This is a genomic window from Streptomyces sp. WI03-4A (genome assembly GCF_033792105.1).
GTDB lineage: Bacteria > Actinomycetota > Actinomycetes > Streptomycetales > Streptomycetaceae > Streptomyces > Streptomyces collinus_A.
In genome coordinates this window covers 25272-40106 of the sequence record NZ_JARAUO010000020.1, presented here as the reverse complement: position 1 = coordinate 40106, position 14835 = coordinate 25272, and the positions used below count along the sequence as shown (strand labels likewise).

The following is a 14835-nucleotide window of genomic DNA, read 5'->3' as shown; positions in this document are numbered from 1 at the left end:
CAGTTCAGCCAGTTCAGCCAGTTCAGCCAGTTCAGCCAGGGTGACGCTATGGCGTCGGCACCGTCGACGGCATCGGCGGCGCCAGGTCCGCTCGGCCGAACAGGAGGGCGTAACCGTGCGGGAGTTGGGCCAGTACGCGAGTCGTCAGGGGCTCGTCCAGCTGGTCCGCCAGGACGCCGAGGACCGAGCTGACGTCCCAGCGGGCCGTCGCGGGGGTCGAGCCCTCGATGCGGGACGCCACCGACTCCACGAACTCCCGGGCGGGCAGAGGGTGGACGACCGGGATCTGGGACGCGATCACCCTGCCCGCCTCCGGGGGGAGGGACTGGGCCAGGGCCACGCGTTCGTCTCCGGTCACGTGCGTGCCCAGGGAGGACAGGACGATACGGGTCACCGCCTCGGCCTCCGCGGCCGTCGCGTACTGACCCGCCTCCCGCACCGCCTGCGTCAGTTCCAGCCAGCCGGCCTCCCCGGCCGAGTCGCGGGTGCCGGGACGCGGGGTCGGGGCGGGGATGGTGGATCTGTGCTGCGGGGCTGCCACGGTCATGGCCGGCTCCTCCTCCGGGACGCTTCGTAACTCCGGACGCCCAGTACCCCCGATCATCGCCGCCATGGGACGGGGTTCGGCCAATCTGGCCGCCCGGAAACTTGACAAGGCCGGACTCAGGTTCAGGGACCCCGCTCACCCGCCGGTTAGCCTCGAAGCAGAACGAAGAGGACATCAGGAGCAGGAGGCGCTCATGGCCAGGGTTCCCAGCGCGGTCGTCGCCGCTACCGGGCTCGTCGGTGGTTACGGCGTCGCCCGCTGGACCAGGAAGCGGCAGCTCGGTGGGGCCGTGCTGGCCGTCGCCGGTGCCGCCGCCGCGCAGCAGTGGCGGCAGCAGGCGGGCGGGAAGGCCGCCGGCGCGCTCACCGCCGCCTACGTCGCCGCGTTCGCCGGCTCCCACCCGCTGGCGAAGAAGGTCGGCGCCTGGCCCGCGGTCTTCGGTGTCGCCGGTGCCGTGGCCCTCGCGTCCTGGGCCGTCGCCGACCGGCGCCACCCCTAGCCCGGACCCGATCCGACCGATCCGACACGGCCCACCCCGGCCCTAGTCGCCACGGCCCACCCCCGACCCGCGCCGACCGGATCCGATCGGTTCCCCGCGCGTCCCCCGTGTCACGCCGGGTCAGGCGTCGGCGCCTGGAACGACCGCCGGTACGCCTGCGGGCTGGTCCCGACCACCCGGCGGAAGCGTTCCCGGAAGGCCGTCGGGGAGCCGAAGCCCGCCTGTACGGCGATCCGCTCCACCGGGTACGGCGTCGTCTCCAGCAGGTACTGCGCCCGCCGCACCCGGGCCCGGTGCAGCCACTGGAGCGGTGTCGTGCCCGTCTGTTCGCGGAAACGGCGGTTGAGGGTGCGGTTGCTCATCCGGGCCTGTGCCGCGATCTCGTCCAGGGTGATGTCGCGGTCGCAGTGGGCCTCCAGCCAGGCCAGCAGCGGCTCCAGGGTCGCGCCGGCGGGGGCCGGGGGCAGGTCGTGGACGATGAACTGGGCCTGTCCGCCCTCCCGTTCGAGCGGCATCACGGACATCCTGGCCGCGTGCGCGGCGACCGCCGAACCGTGGTCCTTGCGGATCATGTGCAGGCACATGTCCAGGGCCGCGGCGGCGCCCGCCGAGGTGAGGAACTGGCCGTTGTCGACGTAGAGGACGTTCGGGTCGACGACGATCTCCGGGTACCTCTCCGCCAGCGTCCCGGCCGCCTTCCAGTGGGTCGTCGCCCGCAGGCCGTCCAGCAGGCCGGTGGCCGCGAGGACGAACGCGCCGACGCAGATCGACGCGACGCGCGTGCCGTTCGCCGCCGCCGCGCGCACCGCGTCCACGACGCCCGGCGGCAGCGGGCGGGCCGGGTCCGCCACCCCGGGCAGGACGATGGTGTCCGCCTCCGCCAGCGCCTCGAGCCCGTACGGCGCCCGCACCGCGAAGGCGCCCGCCGCGGCGCTCACCTCCCCGGGCGGGGAGCACACCCTGACCCGGTAGCCGGGGCGGCCGTCCGGCAGCCGGGCCCAGCCGAAGGTGTCGATCGGGACGGACAGGTCGAACGGGATCACCTGGTCCAGCGCCAGGACGGCCACGCAGTGCATGGCAGGAACCTAGCTCTACGACGGGAACGCGCCAAGCGCGGCAGGCCTGCCGGACTGCGGCTTCAACAGGTTCCGGCAGGTCCAGGCATCAGTCGCCCCACGTCGGAGACGCGGCGGGAAGCGCTGGCGGAAATCCGTCGGGTCCTGGCAATCCCGCCACTTCTGTGGTGATCAGCCGCCCGCGTAGCGTCCCCACGTGACCAAGCTCCTCCTCGCCGTCCACGTCCTCGCCGCGATCGTCGCCGTCGGGCCCGTGACCGTCGCCGCCAGCATGTTCCCGCCCGCCGCCCGCCGGGCCATGGCCGCCCCGGACGACGTCCGGGCCGCGGAGACCCTCGGCCTGCTGCACCGGATCTGCCGCGTGTACGCCGTCGTCGGCCTCGTCGTCCCGGTGTTCGGGTTCGCCACCGCGAGCGAGATGGGTGTGCTCGGCAGTGCGTGGCTGATCGTGTCCATCGCGCTCACGGCCCTGGCCGCCCTCGTGCTCGCCGCCTTGGTGCTGCCGGCCCAGACCGTGCTCGTGGAGGGCGGCGGCACGCGCGAGAGGACCGTGCGGCTGGCCATGTTCACCGGAGTGTTCAACCTGCTGTGGGCGGCCGTGACGATCCTGATGATCGTGCGGCCCGGTTCGACCACCGGCGCCTGACCGCCCACCGGACGGCCGCACCCGACCGCCGACCGCCGACCGCCCGACGCTCCCGCCGGACGGCCACCCGCCTACAGCTCCGTCTGGCCCGCGCCCTTCAGCGTGGTCAGGTCGAAGACGTCGCCCATCCGGGCGAAGCCCAGGTCGCTGGGGTGCAGGTGGTCGCCGGAGTCGTAGTCCGGGCGCAGCCGGCGCGGGTCGTACGGGTCCCTCAGCGACCTGTCGAAGTCCACGACGGAGTCGTACACCCCGCCGGCCCTGATCCGCGCGTTGACCTGCTGCCGGACCGCCTCGCGGGCCGGGGTCCAGCCGCGGTGGCCCTCGAAGGGCATGAGGGTGGCGCCGACGACCTTCAGGCCGCGGGCGTGGGCCTGGCGGACCAGGGTGCGCAGCCCCTCGACGATCTTGTCGGGGTCCGCGAGCCGGGGGTTGCGCAGGATGTCGTTGATGCCGAGGTCGATCACGACGACCTTGGCGTTGGTCCGGGACAGCGCGTCCCGGCCGAAGCGCCCCAGACCGCTCTGGTTCTCGGCCGGGCGGCCGAGACCGTCCGCGAGCACCTGGTTGCCGCTGATGCCCTCGTTGACGACGCCGTAACGCGGCAGGTCGTCACCGCTCGCGACGGCCGTGCGCAGCCGTCCGGCCAGCACGTCGGTCCAGCGGCGGTTGGCGCCCACGGTGGACGTTATGCCGTCGGTGATGGAGTCGCCGAAGACGACGACCGTGCCCCTGGCCTCGTTGCTGAGGACGTCAAGGGCCGTCACATACCGCCAGTACGGCGTCCGTTCGGTGTACGGGGTACCGGTCGCGTCCTCGGTGCGGTCGCCCTGGGCGACGTACGACACCTGCTGCGCGTGCGGGTGGTAGGTCACCGGGCCGGACGGCGTCGGCGAGTACGTGGTGACCAGCACGTCCGTGTCGTGCGGGACGGTCAGCCGGACCACGTCGCTGAGCACCTGGCCGCCGGCCGGGATCACGACAGCGCCGGAGCCGTTGAAGGTCAGGCGGCGCATCGTTTCCGCGGCCGCGGCGGCGCTGCCGTCACCCGCCGACAGGGCCACCGAGGCGTGCGAGATCGTCAGCGGCGACTGGCCGTAGAGGTTGGACAGCGTGATGCGGGCACTCGTCCCTGCGGTGCTCGCATGCACGACGTTGCGCACCGACCGGCCGGCCAGCCCGGCGGTCTCGGTGCCCGGCTCGCCGCCCGCGGGCGCCGTCGACCAGGAACCGACCCAGGTACCGGTCGAGGCGGGAGCGACGGAGGAGTCGCGATGCGGACGATCGCCGGCGAAGGAACCGCGGGGGGTGCCGTCGTCGGCGGCCACCGTGATGTAGATGACGGCGGACAGAACCACGACCAGCGCGACGAGCGCGCTCAGGACGGCATAACCATGACGCTTGGTCACGCTTGTGTTGTTCTCCTCGATAGATGGGAGCCCCAGGCTCCGATCCGATGAGTCCATGATGCGTCATGAACCAGGGAGAGCTGACAGGGACCTGCCGCAAACCCCCCGAGGAGACAGACGCCGGGAACTCCTGTTCCGTTCCGGGAGTCGGTCAGGAAGGGACAATTGTGTGCGGGATCACCGAACGGGTGGAGCTGATGGAACACACGGAGACGGAAACACCGGACCGGACCACGTCGTACCGGACCATGACCGCCTTCACCCCCGCCGACGAGGAACGACGGCGCGGGGTACGGCGCATGAAACTGACGGCGACCGGCATGCTGCTGTTCGTGGCCGTCGTCTACGTGCTGGCCACATGGGCCTCGCACCAGGGCGCCGGCGCCTGGACGGACTACGTGGCGGCGGCCGCCGAGGCCGGCATGGTCGGCGCGCTCGCCGACTGGTTCGCGGTCACCGCCCTCTTCCGGCACCCACTCGGCCTGCCCATCCCGCACACCGCGATCATCCCCACCAAGAAGGACCAGCTCGGCATCTCCCTCGGCGAGTTCGTCGGCGAGAACTTCCTCTCCCACGACGTCGTACGCCAGCGGCTGCGCGCCGTCGGCATCGGCAGCCGGCTCGGCGCCTGGCTCGCCGAACCCGACCACGCCGACCGCGTCACCGCCGAACTGGCCACCGCCCTCAGGGGCGCCCTCACCGTCCTGCGCGACTCCGACGTCCAGGCCGTCGTCGGAGAGGCCGTCACCCGGCGCGCCAACGCCCAGGAGATCGCCCCCGGCATCGGCAAGATGCTGGAACGGGTCGTCGCCGACGGCGGCCACAAACGCGTCGTCGACCTCGTCGTCGGCCGCGCCCACGACTGGCTCGTACTGCACCGCACCGACGTCATGGTCGCCGTCGAGGGCGGCGCGCCCGGCTGGACCCCGCGGTTCGTCGACAAGAAGGTCGGCGAACGCGTCTACAAGGAACTGCTGCGCTTCTGCACCGAGATGCGCGACATGCCCTCCCACCCCGCCCGCGGCGCCCTCGACCGCTTCCTCACCGACTTCGCCTCCGACCTCCAGTCCGACACCGACACCCGCGCCCGGGTCGAACGCCTCAAGGGCGAGGTACTGGGCCGCGGCGAGGTCCAGGACCTCATCGCCTCCGCCTGGACCGCCGTCCGCTCCATGATCGTCGCGGCCGCCGAGGACGAACGCAGCGAACTCCGGCTGCGCGTACGGGCCGCCCTGCTGTCCCTCGGCTCCCGCATGGCGAGCGAGCCGAAGGTCCAGGACAAGGTCGACACCTGGGTCGAGGGCGCCGCCGTGCACGTCGTCACCACCTACCGCAAGGAGATCACCTCCCTGATCACCGACACCGTCGCCGGCTGGGACGCCGAGCACACCACCCGCAAGATCGAGGCCCACATCGGCCGCGACCTCCAGTTCATCCGCATCAACGGCACCGTGGTCGGCTCCCTCGCCGGCCTGGCCATCTACGCCCTCTCCCGCGGCCTCGGGGCCTAATCGCACCGGACCAGGGCACCCGACTCCTCGTCCTCGACGAGGAGGGAGCCCATGAGCACAGCAGCCGAAGCGCCGTCACCCGGGAACGGCCGGACCATCACCACCAACATCCCCGCCCGACTCGACCGCCTCCCCTGGTCCCGCTGGCACTGGACCATCGTGATCGGGCTGGGAACGGTGTGGATCCTCGACGGCCTGGAGGTCACGGTCGTCGGCAACATCGCCGGCCGCCTCTCCGAACCCGGCAGCGGCCTCGCCATCTCCTCCGGCCAGATCACCGGCACGGCCGCCGCCCTGTACGTGGCCGGCGCCTGCGTCGGCGCCCTCTTCTGGGGCCGGCTGACCGACCGCTTCGGCCGCAAGAACCTGTTCATGATCACCCTGGCCGTGTACCTCGCGGCCACCGCGCTGACCGCCGTCTCCTTCGCCCCCTGGTGGTTCTTCCTCTTCCGGTTCCTGACCGGGTTCGGCATCGGAGGCGAGTACGCGGCGATCAACTCCGCCATCGACGAACTGATCCCGGCCAAATACCGCGGCCGCGTCGACCTGATCATCAACGGCAGCTTCTGGCTCGGCGCCGTCGGCGGCTCCCTGCTCTCCATCGTCGCCCTCGACACGAACCTGCTGCCCGCGAACCTCGGCTGGCGCCTCACCTTCGCCCTCGGCGCCGTCCTCGCCCTGGTCATCCTCCTCGTACGCCGCCACGTCCCCGAAAGCCCCCGCTGGCTGCTGATCCACGGCAGGGACCGGGAGGCCGAGGAGATCGTCACCGGCATCGAACAGCGCGTCGAGGCCGAGAAGGGCGAACCGCTCGCCACACCCGAGGGCGAGCTGGAGATCCACCAGCGCAAGGACATCAAGTTCCTGGAGATCGCCCGCACCATCTTCGCCGACTACCCCAAGCGGGCCACCCTCGGCTTCTCGCTCTTCATCGGTCAGGCGTTCCTCTACAACGCGATCACCTTCGGCTTCGGCGCAATCCTCACCAAGTTCTTCGACGTGCCCGCCGACCACACCGGCTACTACTTCGCCGTCATCGCCATCGGCAACTTCTGCGGCCCGCTGCTGCTCGGCAAGCTCTTCGACACCGTCGGGCGCCGCGTCATGATCTCCTCGACCTACCTGCTGTCCGGGCTCCTGCTGTTCGGCACCGCCTGGCTCTTCGACCGCGGCTCGCTCAGCGCGGGCACCCTCACCGCCTGCTGGTGCGCGGTCCTCTTCTTCGCCTCCGCGGGCGCCTCCAGCGCCTACCTGACGGTCTCCGAGATCTTCCCGATGGAGACCCGGGCCATGTCCATCGCCTTCTTCTACGCCCTCGGCACCGCCGCCGGCGGCATCAGCGGCCCGCTGCTCTTCGCCGACCTCACCAACACCGGCAAGGTCGGCGACACCGTCCTCGCCTTCCAGATCGGCGCCGCCCTGATGTGCCTGGCCGGACTGGTGGCGGCCGCACTCGCGGTACGGGCCGAAGGCCGCTCCCTGGAGGACATCGCCCGTCCGCTGTCCGCCGCCGCGAACAAGGCGAAGACGGCGACCCGCAACACCCGAGCCACCGGCTCCACCCGCGGCGGCCACCAGGGCCCCACGGCCCCGCCGGCGGTCGGCAGGCCGTGAGCCGCCGGGCCATGGGGGCCGGGCCCACCAGGGATACTGGCCCCCATGACCCGCCTGATCCTCGCCACCCGTAACGCCGGAAAGATCACCGAGCTGAGGGCCATCCTCGCCGAAGCAGGGCTCCCCCACGAGCTGGTCGGCGCCGACGCCTACCCCGACATCCCCGACGTCAAGGAGACCGGCGTCACCTTCGCCGAGAACGCCCTCCTCAAGGCGCACGCGCTGGCCCGGGCCACCGGTCTGCCCGCCGTCGCCGACGACTCCGGCCTCTGCGTCGACGTCCTGGGCGGCGCCCCCGGCATCTTCTCCGCCCGCTGGGCGGGCCGGCACGGCGACGACAAGGCCAACCTGGACCTGCTGCTCGCCCAGCTCTCCGACATCGCGGAGGAGCACCGGGCCGCGCACTTCGCGTGTGCCGCGGCGCTGGCGCTGCCGGACGGTACCGAGCGGGTGGTCGAGGGCCGGCTGCGGGGCGTCCTGCGGCACGCGCCGGCCGGCACGAACGGCTTCGGCTACGACCCCGTGCTCCAGCCGGACGGCGAGACCCGCACGTGTGCGGAGCTGAGCCCGGAGGAGAAGAACGCGATCAGCCACCGCGGCAAGGCGTTCCGGGCGCTGGCGCCGGTGGTGCGGGAGCTGCTGGGCTGAGACCGGAGCCAGGACCGCGCGAGGGGCCGCCCTGGCGGGCGACCCCTCATCTGTGCGGCCGGTGGGACTCGAACCCACACGGGATTTCTCCCACGGGCACCTAAAACCCGCGCGTATCGCCTATTTCGCCACGGCCGCCCCAAAACGGACTATTCACTAACAGGCCGTTTTGCCTCGCCCAGTGTACGGGGCGGCGTCTTTCGCCTGCCGCCGCCTCGGCACCAGGTGCGCGTCACCGCATGGCAGTTGGGGCAGAGCAGCCGGAGGTTGTCCTGGCGGTCGTCGCGCCAGTCGCCGTTGACGTGGTCGATCTCCAGCGTCATCGGCCTGCCCAGCCATTCGGGCCCGAGCCCGCACTCGGCGCACGTCTCCGGCACGCCCACCTCACGCAGCGCACGGCGGAGCAGATGGGCACGTGTCCGGCGGGGGCCTTCGTGCCGGACCAGGATCTCCTCGGGCCGCCTGGTCCGCTCCGTGTGCGTCCTGCCCCGCTGGTGGGCCTGCCCGAGGAAGTGCGCGGTGGACAGTCCCCGCTCGGCGACCCACCGGCGCAGCAGCGCCCGCTGGGTGCCGGTGTCCGGGCGGCCGAGGAGACGCAGCGTCCCGGCGACGGAGACCGACTCGGCGACGGCCAGGCGCAGCTCCTCGTCCCCGGGGCGGACGGGCCCGCGGGCGGCGCGCCCGGAGGCACCGGCCGACCGCTCACGCACGTGCCGCTGCTCGCCGCTCATGCGACCCCACCCCCGGTCGCTTTGCCCCGGCCCCGGTAGCTGTCGGTGACCGAGTGGCAGTTGGGGCAGAGGAAACGCAGGTTCTGGATGCGGTTGTCGCGCCAGTTCCCGTTGACGTGATCGACCTCCAGCGGGAGCGGCCGGCCCCGCCACGCCGGCTCGATCCCGCAGGAGGCGCAACGCTCCAGGACGCCGGTGGACGTCATCGCCCACCTCAGCCGGTCGCTCTGGACGCGCCGGGCCCGACCGGCGGGCTGCTCGACGAGAAGGGCCTCCGGGCTACGGGGCCGCCAGGGCCTTCCGCGCCGGCTCGGCATCCGGAAGTGCGAGGTGTCGATCCCGTACGCCGCGATCCTGCGGCTGATGTGCGTGTGGTGGCCGCCGACGACCTCCAGCCCGAGACGGCGCAGGACCTCACCCATGTTGCTGGAAGCCGCCACCGCCGCTTCGAGCACCTCTCTCGTCCACTTCACCCCCTCCCGCTCGAAGTGCGACACGTCCACCCCGAGCTTCCTCATCCGCTCCCGGACGTACCGCCGCGTCGGGCTCCGGGGGTCCGCTCCCAGTCTTTCCAGGGCCTCCGAGAGCGTCCGCGCACCGCGTGCCGCTTCCTCCAGCCGTTCCCTGGTGTACGTGCCGGCTCCCATCGGTCCCCCTCCGTTCCGGCCGCGCGTTCGCGGCTCGTACGGAGTAACGAATCGTGGGGCGGGCGGTCACGGCCGTGGACGCGGGAACGGCCCGCCGCGGCGGGTGCCGGGGCGGGCCGTCCGGGGGGCGGACCTCAGATGCCGAGGTCCTTGATGATCTTCGCCACGTGGCCGGTGGCCTTGACGTTGTACAGGGCGCGCTCGACCTTGCCCTCCTCGTCCACGACCACCGTGGAGCGGATGACGCCGACGACGGTCTTGCCGTAGAGCTTCTTCTCGCCGAAGGCGCCGTACGCCTCCAGGACCTTCTTGTCCGGGTCGGCCAGCAGCGTGACCTTCAGGGACTCCTTCTCGCGGAACTTCGCGAGCTTCTCGGGCTTGTCGGGGCTGATGCCGAGGACGTCGTAGCCCGCGCCGGCCAGCACCTCCAGGTTGTCCGTGAAGTCGCAGGCCTGCTTGGTGCAGCCGGGAGTGAGGGCGGCGGGGTAGAAGTAGACGATGACCTTGCGGCCCTTGTGGGCGGCAAGGGACACCTCGTTGCCGTCGGCGTCGAGGAGGGTGAAATCGGGGGCCGGGTCGCCGGGCTGGAGTCGCTCGCTCATCGGGCCAGCGTAACCGGGGGGCCTTACGGTGCGGGAAAGCCGGGAACTGACAGACTGTCCAGAACAGCATCAAGGACTTCGGAGGCCGTACGGTGGCGGACACGTCGGACACCAGAACCCCGGCGCAGATCGAGGCGGACATCAAGCGCCGCCGCGAAGTGCTGGCCGAGACGCTCGACGAGATCGGGGTGCGGGTGCATCCGAAGACGATCGTCGGCGATGCCAGGGCCAAGGTGGTCGCCAATATCGACCACACGGTCGGACGGGCATACGTCCAGGTCAACCGCGTCGTGAGTGAGGTGCGCGCGCAGCTCGTGGACGAGGAGGGGGCGCCGCGGCTCGAGCGGGTCGTGCCCGTCGCCCTGGTGGTGGTCGGGGTCGTGGGGCTGCTCGCCCTCGGCACGCGGCGCCGCAAGGGCTGACCGGGTTCGTACGGGCGAGTCACAGGCAGGTAGGTTCGAGGCGTGAGCGCCAACAGAAACAGCAACCCCCAGCACGACAAGCTGCCCATCCGCATGCTGCACGACCGGGTCCTCGTGCGGCAGGAGACCGGCGAGGGCGAGCGGCGGTCGGGCGGCGGCATCCTGATCCCCGCGACCGCGGCGGTCGGGCGCCGGCTGGCCTGGGCCGCGGTCGTCGCGGTCGGCCAGAACGTGCGGACCGTGGAGCCGGGCGACCGGGTCCTGTTCGACCCGGAGGACCGGGCCGAGGTCGAGGTGCGGGGTGTGGCGTACGTGCTGATGCGGGAGCGGGATCTGCACGCGGTGGCCGCGGACCGGTTCGAGGGGGCCGAGGACTCCACGGGCCTGTATCTCTGATCCGAACAAGGGCCGAAGGGGCCGGTGACGGTGGTCACCGGCCCCTTCGGCGTTCCTCGGCGTTCCTTTGCTACGTTCGAAGGAGCCCGACGAGACGCGCCGTACCGGGATGCAGGCAAAGACGACGCACCGCGAGAAGTGGTTTTCCCGTCGTCTTGGAGGTGCGCTGTCGTGGCGTGGGTTCTGCTGGTCGTGGCCGGTCTGCTGGAGGTCGGCTGGTCGATCGGGATGAAGTACACGGACGGTTTCAGCCGGCTCGTGCCCAGTCTGTTCACCGGTGCGGGGATCGTCGCCAGCATGGTGCTGCTGTCGTACGCCGCCAGGTCGCTGCCGATCGGTACCGCCTACGGCGTGTGGGTGGGGATCGGGGCGGCCGGGGCGGCGGTGCTCGGCATGGTGGTGCTCGGTGAGCCGGTCACCGCGGCCCGGATCTTCTTCGTGTGTCTGCTGCTGGTCGCCGTGGTCGGGCTGAAGGTGACCGGCGGTCACTGAGGACGGACGCCCGTCAGCGGCCGGTGGTCGCTGACGGGCGTCGTCCTTCTCCGCGGTCCTTCACGGTCCTCCGCGGTCGCGGTTCTACGGTTGGGGTCCCGTGGTGCCGGTGCCGCCCGGGGCGCCTCCGTCGGCGCCGCCGTCGGTGGTGGTGCCGCCGCCGTTGGTGCCGCCTTGGGTGCCGCCGCCGTCGGTGGTGGTGCCGCCGCCGTTGGTGCCGCCTTGTGTGTCGCCGCCGGTGGTGGTCCCGCCGCCGTCGGTGGTGGTGGTGCCGCCGCCGTCGGTCGTGGTGCCGCCGCCGGTGGTGTCACCGGTGGTGCCGCCGTCGGTCGGGGTGCCGGAGGGTGTGCTGGTGGTGCCGCCGTTGTCCTGGCCGCCGTTGTCGGTGGTGCCCCCGTTGTCCTGGCCGGTGGTGCCGGGCTGGTCGGAGGGGCTCGAGCTCGGGGGCAGGATCACGTCGGCGCCCTGCTGGAGCTCGAGGTCGAACTCGGTGGCCGGCTTGCCCTTGAGGGCGTCGCGCGTGTACTGCGCCCAGATGGCGGTGGGCGGGCCACCACCGTTCATACGGGGCTGGCCGAGGGCGTAGTACAGCGACTTGTGCTTGGCCGTGACCGGGTCCTGGCCCATGACCGAGACGACGGTGGCCAGGTCGGGGGTGTAGCCCGCGAACCAGGCCGCGGTGTCCTCCTCGGCGGTGCCGGTCTTGCCGGCCGCGGGACGGCCGGCCTGCTGGGCGGCTACGGCGGTGCCGTTGTCGACGACGCTCTGGAGGACGGAGGTGGTGGTGTCGGCGGCCTCGCGGGTGACGGCCTGCTCGGTCTCCCGGTCGGGCAGCTTGACGTCCTCGGTGCTGTCCTTGGTGATCTTCTCGACCATGGTGTACGTGCCGTGCCTGCCGTGGTTGGCGAGCGTGGCGTACGACTCCGCCATGTCCAGGACGCTGGCGGTGGCGGTGCCGAGGGCGATGGACGGGTAGGGCTGGAGGTCCTGGGTGCCGGACGGGATGCCGAGGTCGACGGCGGTCTGCTTGACCTTGGCGGGGCCGACGTCGACGGCCATCTGGGCGTAGACCGAGTTGACCGAGAGGTCGGTGGCCTTGCGGACGGTGATGTCGCCGTACGACTTCTGGTCCTCGTTCGCGGGGGCGTAGGGGCCGCCGCTCCAGCCCTGTACGGGGCGCCGGTTGGTGCCGTCGTACGTGGTGTTCGGGGTGATGGGCTGGCCGTCCTGGGTGGTCGAGCTGTTCTGCACCGCCGCGGTGAACACGAAGGGCTTGAAGGTGGAGCCGACCTGGAAGTCACCTCGGGTGGCGCCGTTGGTGTACTGCTTCACGTAGTCGATGCCGCCGTACAGGGCGACGACCTTGCCCGTCTTGGGGTCGACGGAGGCGCCGCCGGCCCGGACGTAGTTGTCGACCTTGTTGTTCTTCTTGTCCAGCTTGGAGATGAGCTGGTCGTTGACGGCCTTGACGAAGGCGTTCTGCTTGGACTTCTGGAAGGTGGTGGTGATGCGGTAGCCGCCGCCCTCCAGCTGTTCCTTGGTGAGGATCTCGTTCTCGGTGAGGTAGTCCTTGACGGCCTCGACGAGGTAGCCGCGCTGGCCGGAGAGGCCGGTGGAGACGGTCTGCTCCTTCGGCATGGGGAACTTCATGCCGGCGCGCTCGGACTTGCTGAGCCAGCCCTTGGTGACCATGCCGTCCAGGACGTAGTTCCAGCGGGCGATGGCGGCGGGCTTGTTCTCGGGGTGGGCGACGACGTCGTACTCGCTGGGCGCGTTGACGAGCGCGGCGAGGTAGGCGGCGCGGGCCGGGTCGAGGTCGGCCGCGTCCTTGCCGTAGTAGGCCTGGGCGGCGGACTGGATGCCGTAGGCGTTGCGGCCGAAGTAGCTGGTGTTGAGGTAGCCCTCGAGGATCTCGTCCTTGGACTTGTTGCGGTCCAGCTTGATCGAGATGAAGAACTCCTTGGCCTTGCGGGTGACCGTCTGTTCCTGGGCCAGGTAGTAGTTCTTCACGTACTGCTGGGTGATGGTCGAGCCGGACTGCTTGCCCTTGCCGGTGGCGGTGTTCCAGCCGGCGCGGAGCATGGCCTTGGGGTCGATGGCGGACTCGGTGTAGAAGTCGCGGTCCTCGGCGGCCAGGATCGCGTGCTGGGCGGGCTTGGAGATCTGGGCGAGGGTGACGTTCTCGCGGTTGATCCGGCCGTCGCGGGCGAGCTGGGAGCCGTCGGCGTACAGGTAGACGTTGCTCTGCTTGGTGGCGAGGGCGTTGGCGGACGGGATCTGCACCATCGAGTAGCCGATGAAGAACAGGCCGATGATCAGCAGCACGCCCATGACGAAGGTGCCGAGCACCATGCGCCAGGTGGGGAAGAGGCGCCGCCATCCGGTCCGCTTGGGCCGCTTCGGCTTCTTGCCCTTGCCGCCGCCGCTGCCCGCGGGGTTCGCGGTGGCGGGGGTGGTGTCGTCTGCGGCGGTGCCGGTACGGGGGGCTCGGGGCCCGGGGGCGGAGGGGTTCGCCGCGGGGGCCTGGGCCGCCCGGGCGGCAGCGCCGGCCTGCCCGGCGGCACCGGCTGCGGCGGCGGCACCGGCGGCGGCACCCGCTGCCGCGCCGGCTCCTGCTCCGGCCGGACGGGCGGCACCGGCCACGCCTGACGCGCCGAACGCCTGGGACGTCCGGGACGTGGGCTTCGAAGGGAACGAGGGTGACGCGGAGGGCGAGGCCGACGGGGTCGACGGCTTGGCCGGCTGCTTCGGCCCGGCCTGATCACCCTGCTGGGGAGCCTTGACCCGACGGAGGATCTGGGTGGTCTCGGGAGCCTGTCCGTCGCCCGCCCCCCGGGCGGCGGCACCGGCCTTGCCGGACCGCCCCGCCGGGGACTTGTCGATCCGCCGCAGCACCTGCGTGCTCTCGGCCGAGTCGGACTTGTCCGCGGACGGGCCGCCCTTGCCGGGGGCCTGAGCGGACCGCCCCTGACCGGGCCGCTGCGGCTTGCCGGGCGTCTGCGCGTCGGCGGCAGCCTCAGCGTCACCGGACGCGTCGCCCTGGCCGGCCGCCTGCGCCCGCCCTGCCGCTGGCCCGGCGGCCACACCGGACGCACCGGCCCGCCGACCGTCAGCGGACCGCTGAGCGTCACCGGACCGACCACTCTGACCGGCGTCGCGCGTCCCGCCGGAGCGCTGGACTTCCCCGGAACGCTGAGCCTCGCCGGGGCGCCGGCCCTCGCCGGGGCCTGCCTTCTCCCCCGGCCCCTGCGGGCTCCCAGGCGTCTGAGACCCACCGGTCCGTGCGTCCCCGCCGGACGGCTGGGAACCACCTTGCCGCGCGTCCTCGCCGGAAGACGGGGTCCCCGCGGACCGCGCAGCCTCGCCGGACCGCCGGGAATCACCGGACCTCGCGGTCTCGCCGGACGGCTGAGCCCCGGCGGACCTCCCCGCCTGCGCGGAGGGCTGGGACCCACCGGCCCCGGCACCCTCCGCGGACTGTCGCTCCGACCCGCCGGCCCGCGCGTCCTCACCGGACGGCCGGGAACCACCGGGCCTCACGGCCCCACCGGACCGCTGCCCCTCGCCGGACTGCTGCGGCACGGCAGCGCCACCGCGG

The 14835-nt window shown here is 72.2% G+C and carries 15 protein-coding genes, 1 tRNA gene and 1 riboswitch; of the genes, 8 read left to right on the top strand and 8 right to left on the bottom strand.

Going from position 1 to position 14835, the window contains the following annotated elements; all coding sequences use genetic code 11:
• Positions 1-46 precede the first annotated feature (46 nt).
• Complete coding sequence (locus tag PV343_RS20910) at positions 47-547, bottom strand: DUF2267 domain-containing protein (protein ID WP_319148480.1); 501 nt, start codon at positions 545-547, stop codon at positions 47-49.
• Between the two features lie 193 nt (positions 548-740).
• Here PV343_RS20910 and PV343_RS20905 point away from each other — a divergent pair, with 193 nt between their 5' ends.
• Positions 741-1046, top strand: coding sequence for a hypothetical protein (locus PV343_RS20905; protein ID WP_319148479.1), 306 nt, complete (start codon positions 741-743; stop codon positions 1044-1046).
• Positions 1047-1156: 110 nt separating this feature from the next.
• Here PV343_RS20905 and PV343_RS20900 read toward each other — a convergent pair whose 3' ends face one another.
• A complete protein-coding gene (locus PV343_RS20900; RefSeq protein WP_319148478.1) occupies positions 1157-2122 on the bottom strand; it encodes a GlxA family transcriptional regulator in 966 nt (321 codons plus the stop codon).
• Between the two features lie 196 nt (positions 2123-2318).
• On the opposite strand from PV343_RS20900, the gene PV343_RS20895 reads away from it, so the two are divergent.
• Entirely contained in the window at positions 2319-2768 is a 450-nt protein-coding gene (locus tag PV343_RS20895; protein ID WP_319148477.1) for a hypothetical protein, read from the top strand.
• Between the two features lie 71 nt (positions 2769-2839).
• On the opposite strand, the gene PV343_RS20890 is transcribed toward PV343_RS20895, so the two are convergent.
• Complete coding sequence (locus PV343_RS20890; RefSeq protein WP_319148476.1) at positions 2840-4174, bottom strand: SGNH/GDSL hydrolase family protein; 1335 nt, start codon at positions 4172-4174, stop codon at positions 2840-2842.
• A gap of 197 nt (positions 4175-4371) precedes the next feature.
• Here PV343_RS20890 and PV343_RS20885 point away from each other — a divergent pair, with 197 nt between their 5' ends.
• Genes PV343_RS20885 through rdgB form a run of 3 tightly spaced genes read left to right on the top strand, consistent with a single transcriptional unit; the run spans position 4372 to position 7947 of the window.
• Positions 4372-5685, top strand: a complete 1314-nt coding sequence (locus PV343_RS20885; protein WP_319148475.1) for a DUF445 domain-containing protein — start codon at positions 4372-4374, stop codon at positions 5683-5685.
• 51 nt (positions 5686-5736) lie between these two features.
• Positions 5737-7299: an MFS transporter gene (locus PV343_RS20880; RefSeq protein WP_319148474.1), complete on the top strand. Its 1563-nt coding sequence runs from the start codon at positions 5737-5739 to the stop codon at positions 7297-7299.
• A 45-nt stretch (positions 7300-7344) separates the two neighbouring features.
• Positions 7345-7947 carry an RdgB/HAM1 family non-canonical purine NTP pyrophosphatase gene (gene rdgB / locus PV343_RS20875; RefSeq protein ID WP_319148473.1) on the top strand — a complete coding sequence of 201 codons (603 nt, stop codon included), beginning with the start codon at positions 7345-7347 and terminating at the stop codon, positions 7945-7947.
• A 53-nt stretch (positions 7948-8000) separates the two neighbouring features.
• On the opposite strand, the gene PV343_RS20870 is transcribed toward rdgB, so the two are convergent.
• The 4 genes from PV343_RS20870 to bcp form a co-directional block, all read right to left on the bottom strand.
• Positions 8001-8085, bottom strand: a tRNA-Leu gene (locus tag PV343_RS20870).
• A gap of 11 nt (positions 8086-8096) precedes the next feature.
• Positions 8097-8678 (bottom strand): HNH endonuclease, encoded by a 582-nt coding sequence (locus tag PV343_RS20865; protein ID WP_319148472.1) that lies wholly within the window; start codon positions 8676-8678, stop codon positions 8097-8099.
• Positions 8675-9325, bottom strand: a complete 651-nt coding sequence (locus tag PV343_RS20860) for an HNH endonuclease signature motif containing protein (RefSeq protein ID WP_319148471.1) — start codon at positions 9323-9325, stop codon at positions 8675-8677. Before PV343_RS20860 ends, PV343_RS20865 begins: the two co-directional genes overlap by 4 nt.
• Positions 9326-9459: 134 nt before the next feature.
• Positions 9460-9927, bottom strand: coding sequence for a thioredoxin-dependent thiol peroxidase (gene bcp / locus PV343_RS20855; RefSeq protein ID WP_133923769.1), 468 nt, complete (start codon positions 9925-9927; stop codon positions 9460-9462).
• Positions 9928-10019: 92 nt separating this feature from the next.
• Here bcp and PV343_RS20850 point away from each other — a divergent pair, with 92 nt between their 5' ends.
• From PV343_RS20850 to PV343_RS20840, 3 genes are all read left to right on the top strand, one after another.
• Positions 10020-10349 (top strand): DUF3618 domain-containing protein, encoded by a 330-nt coding sequence (locus PV343_RS20850; RefSeq protein WP_319148470.1) that lies wholly within the window; start codon positions 10020-10022, stop codon positions 10347-10349.
• A 93-nt stretch (positions 10350-10442) separates the two neighbouring features.
• Positions 10443-10745: a GroES family chaperonin gene (locus tag PV343_RS20845; RefSeq protein ID WP_020940315.1), complete on the top strand. Its 303-nt coding sequence runs from the start codon at positions 10443-10445 to the stop codon at positions 10743-10745.
• Between the two features lie 59 nt (positions 10746-10804).
• Positions 10805-10876: riboswitch (guanidine-III (ykkC-III) riboswitch) on the top strand.
• Between the two features lie 40 nt (positions 10877-10916).
• Positions 10917-11237, top strand: coding sequence for a DMT family transporter (locus tag PV343_RS20840; protein ID WP_020940316.1), 321 nt, complete (start codon positions 10917-10919; stop codon positions 11235-11237).
• An 84-nt stretch (positions 11238-11321) separates the two neighbouring features.
• Here the strand turns inward: PV343_RS20840 and PV343_RS20835 are convergent, their stop codons facing one another.
• The gene (locus PV343_RS20835; RefSeq protein ID WP_319148469.1) at positions 11322-14321 is read right to left on the bottom strand and encodes a transglycosylase domain-containing protein; all 3000 of its coding nucleotides are present in this window, start codon (positions 14319-14321) and stop codon (positions 11322-11324) included.
• Positions 14322-14835 lie beyond the last annotated feature (514 nt).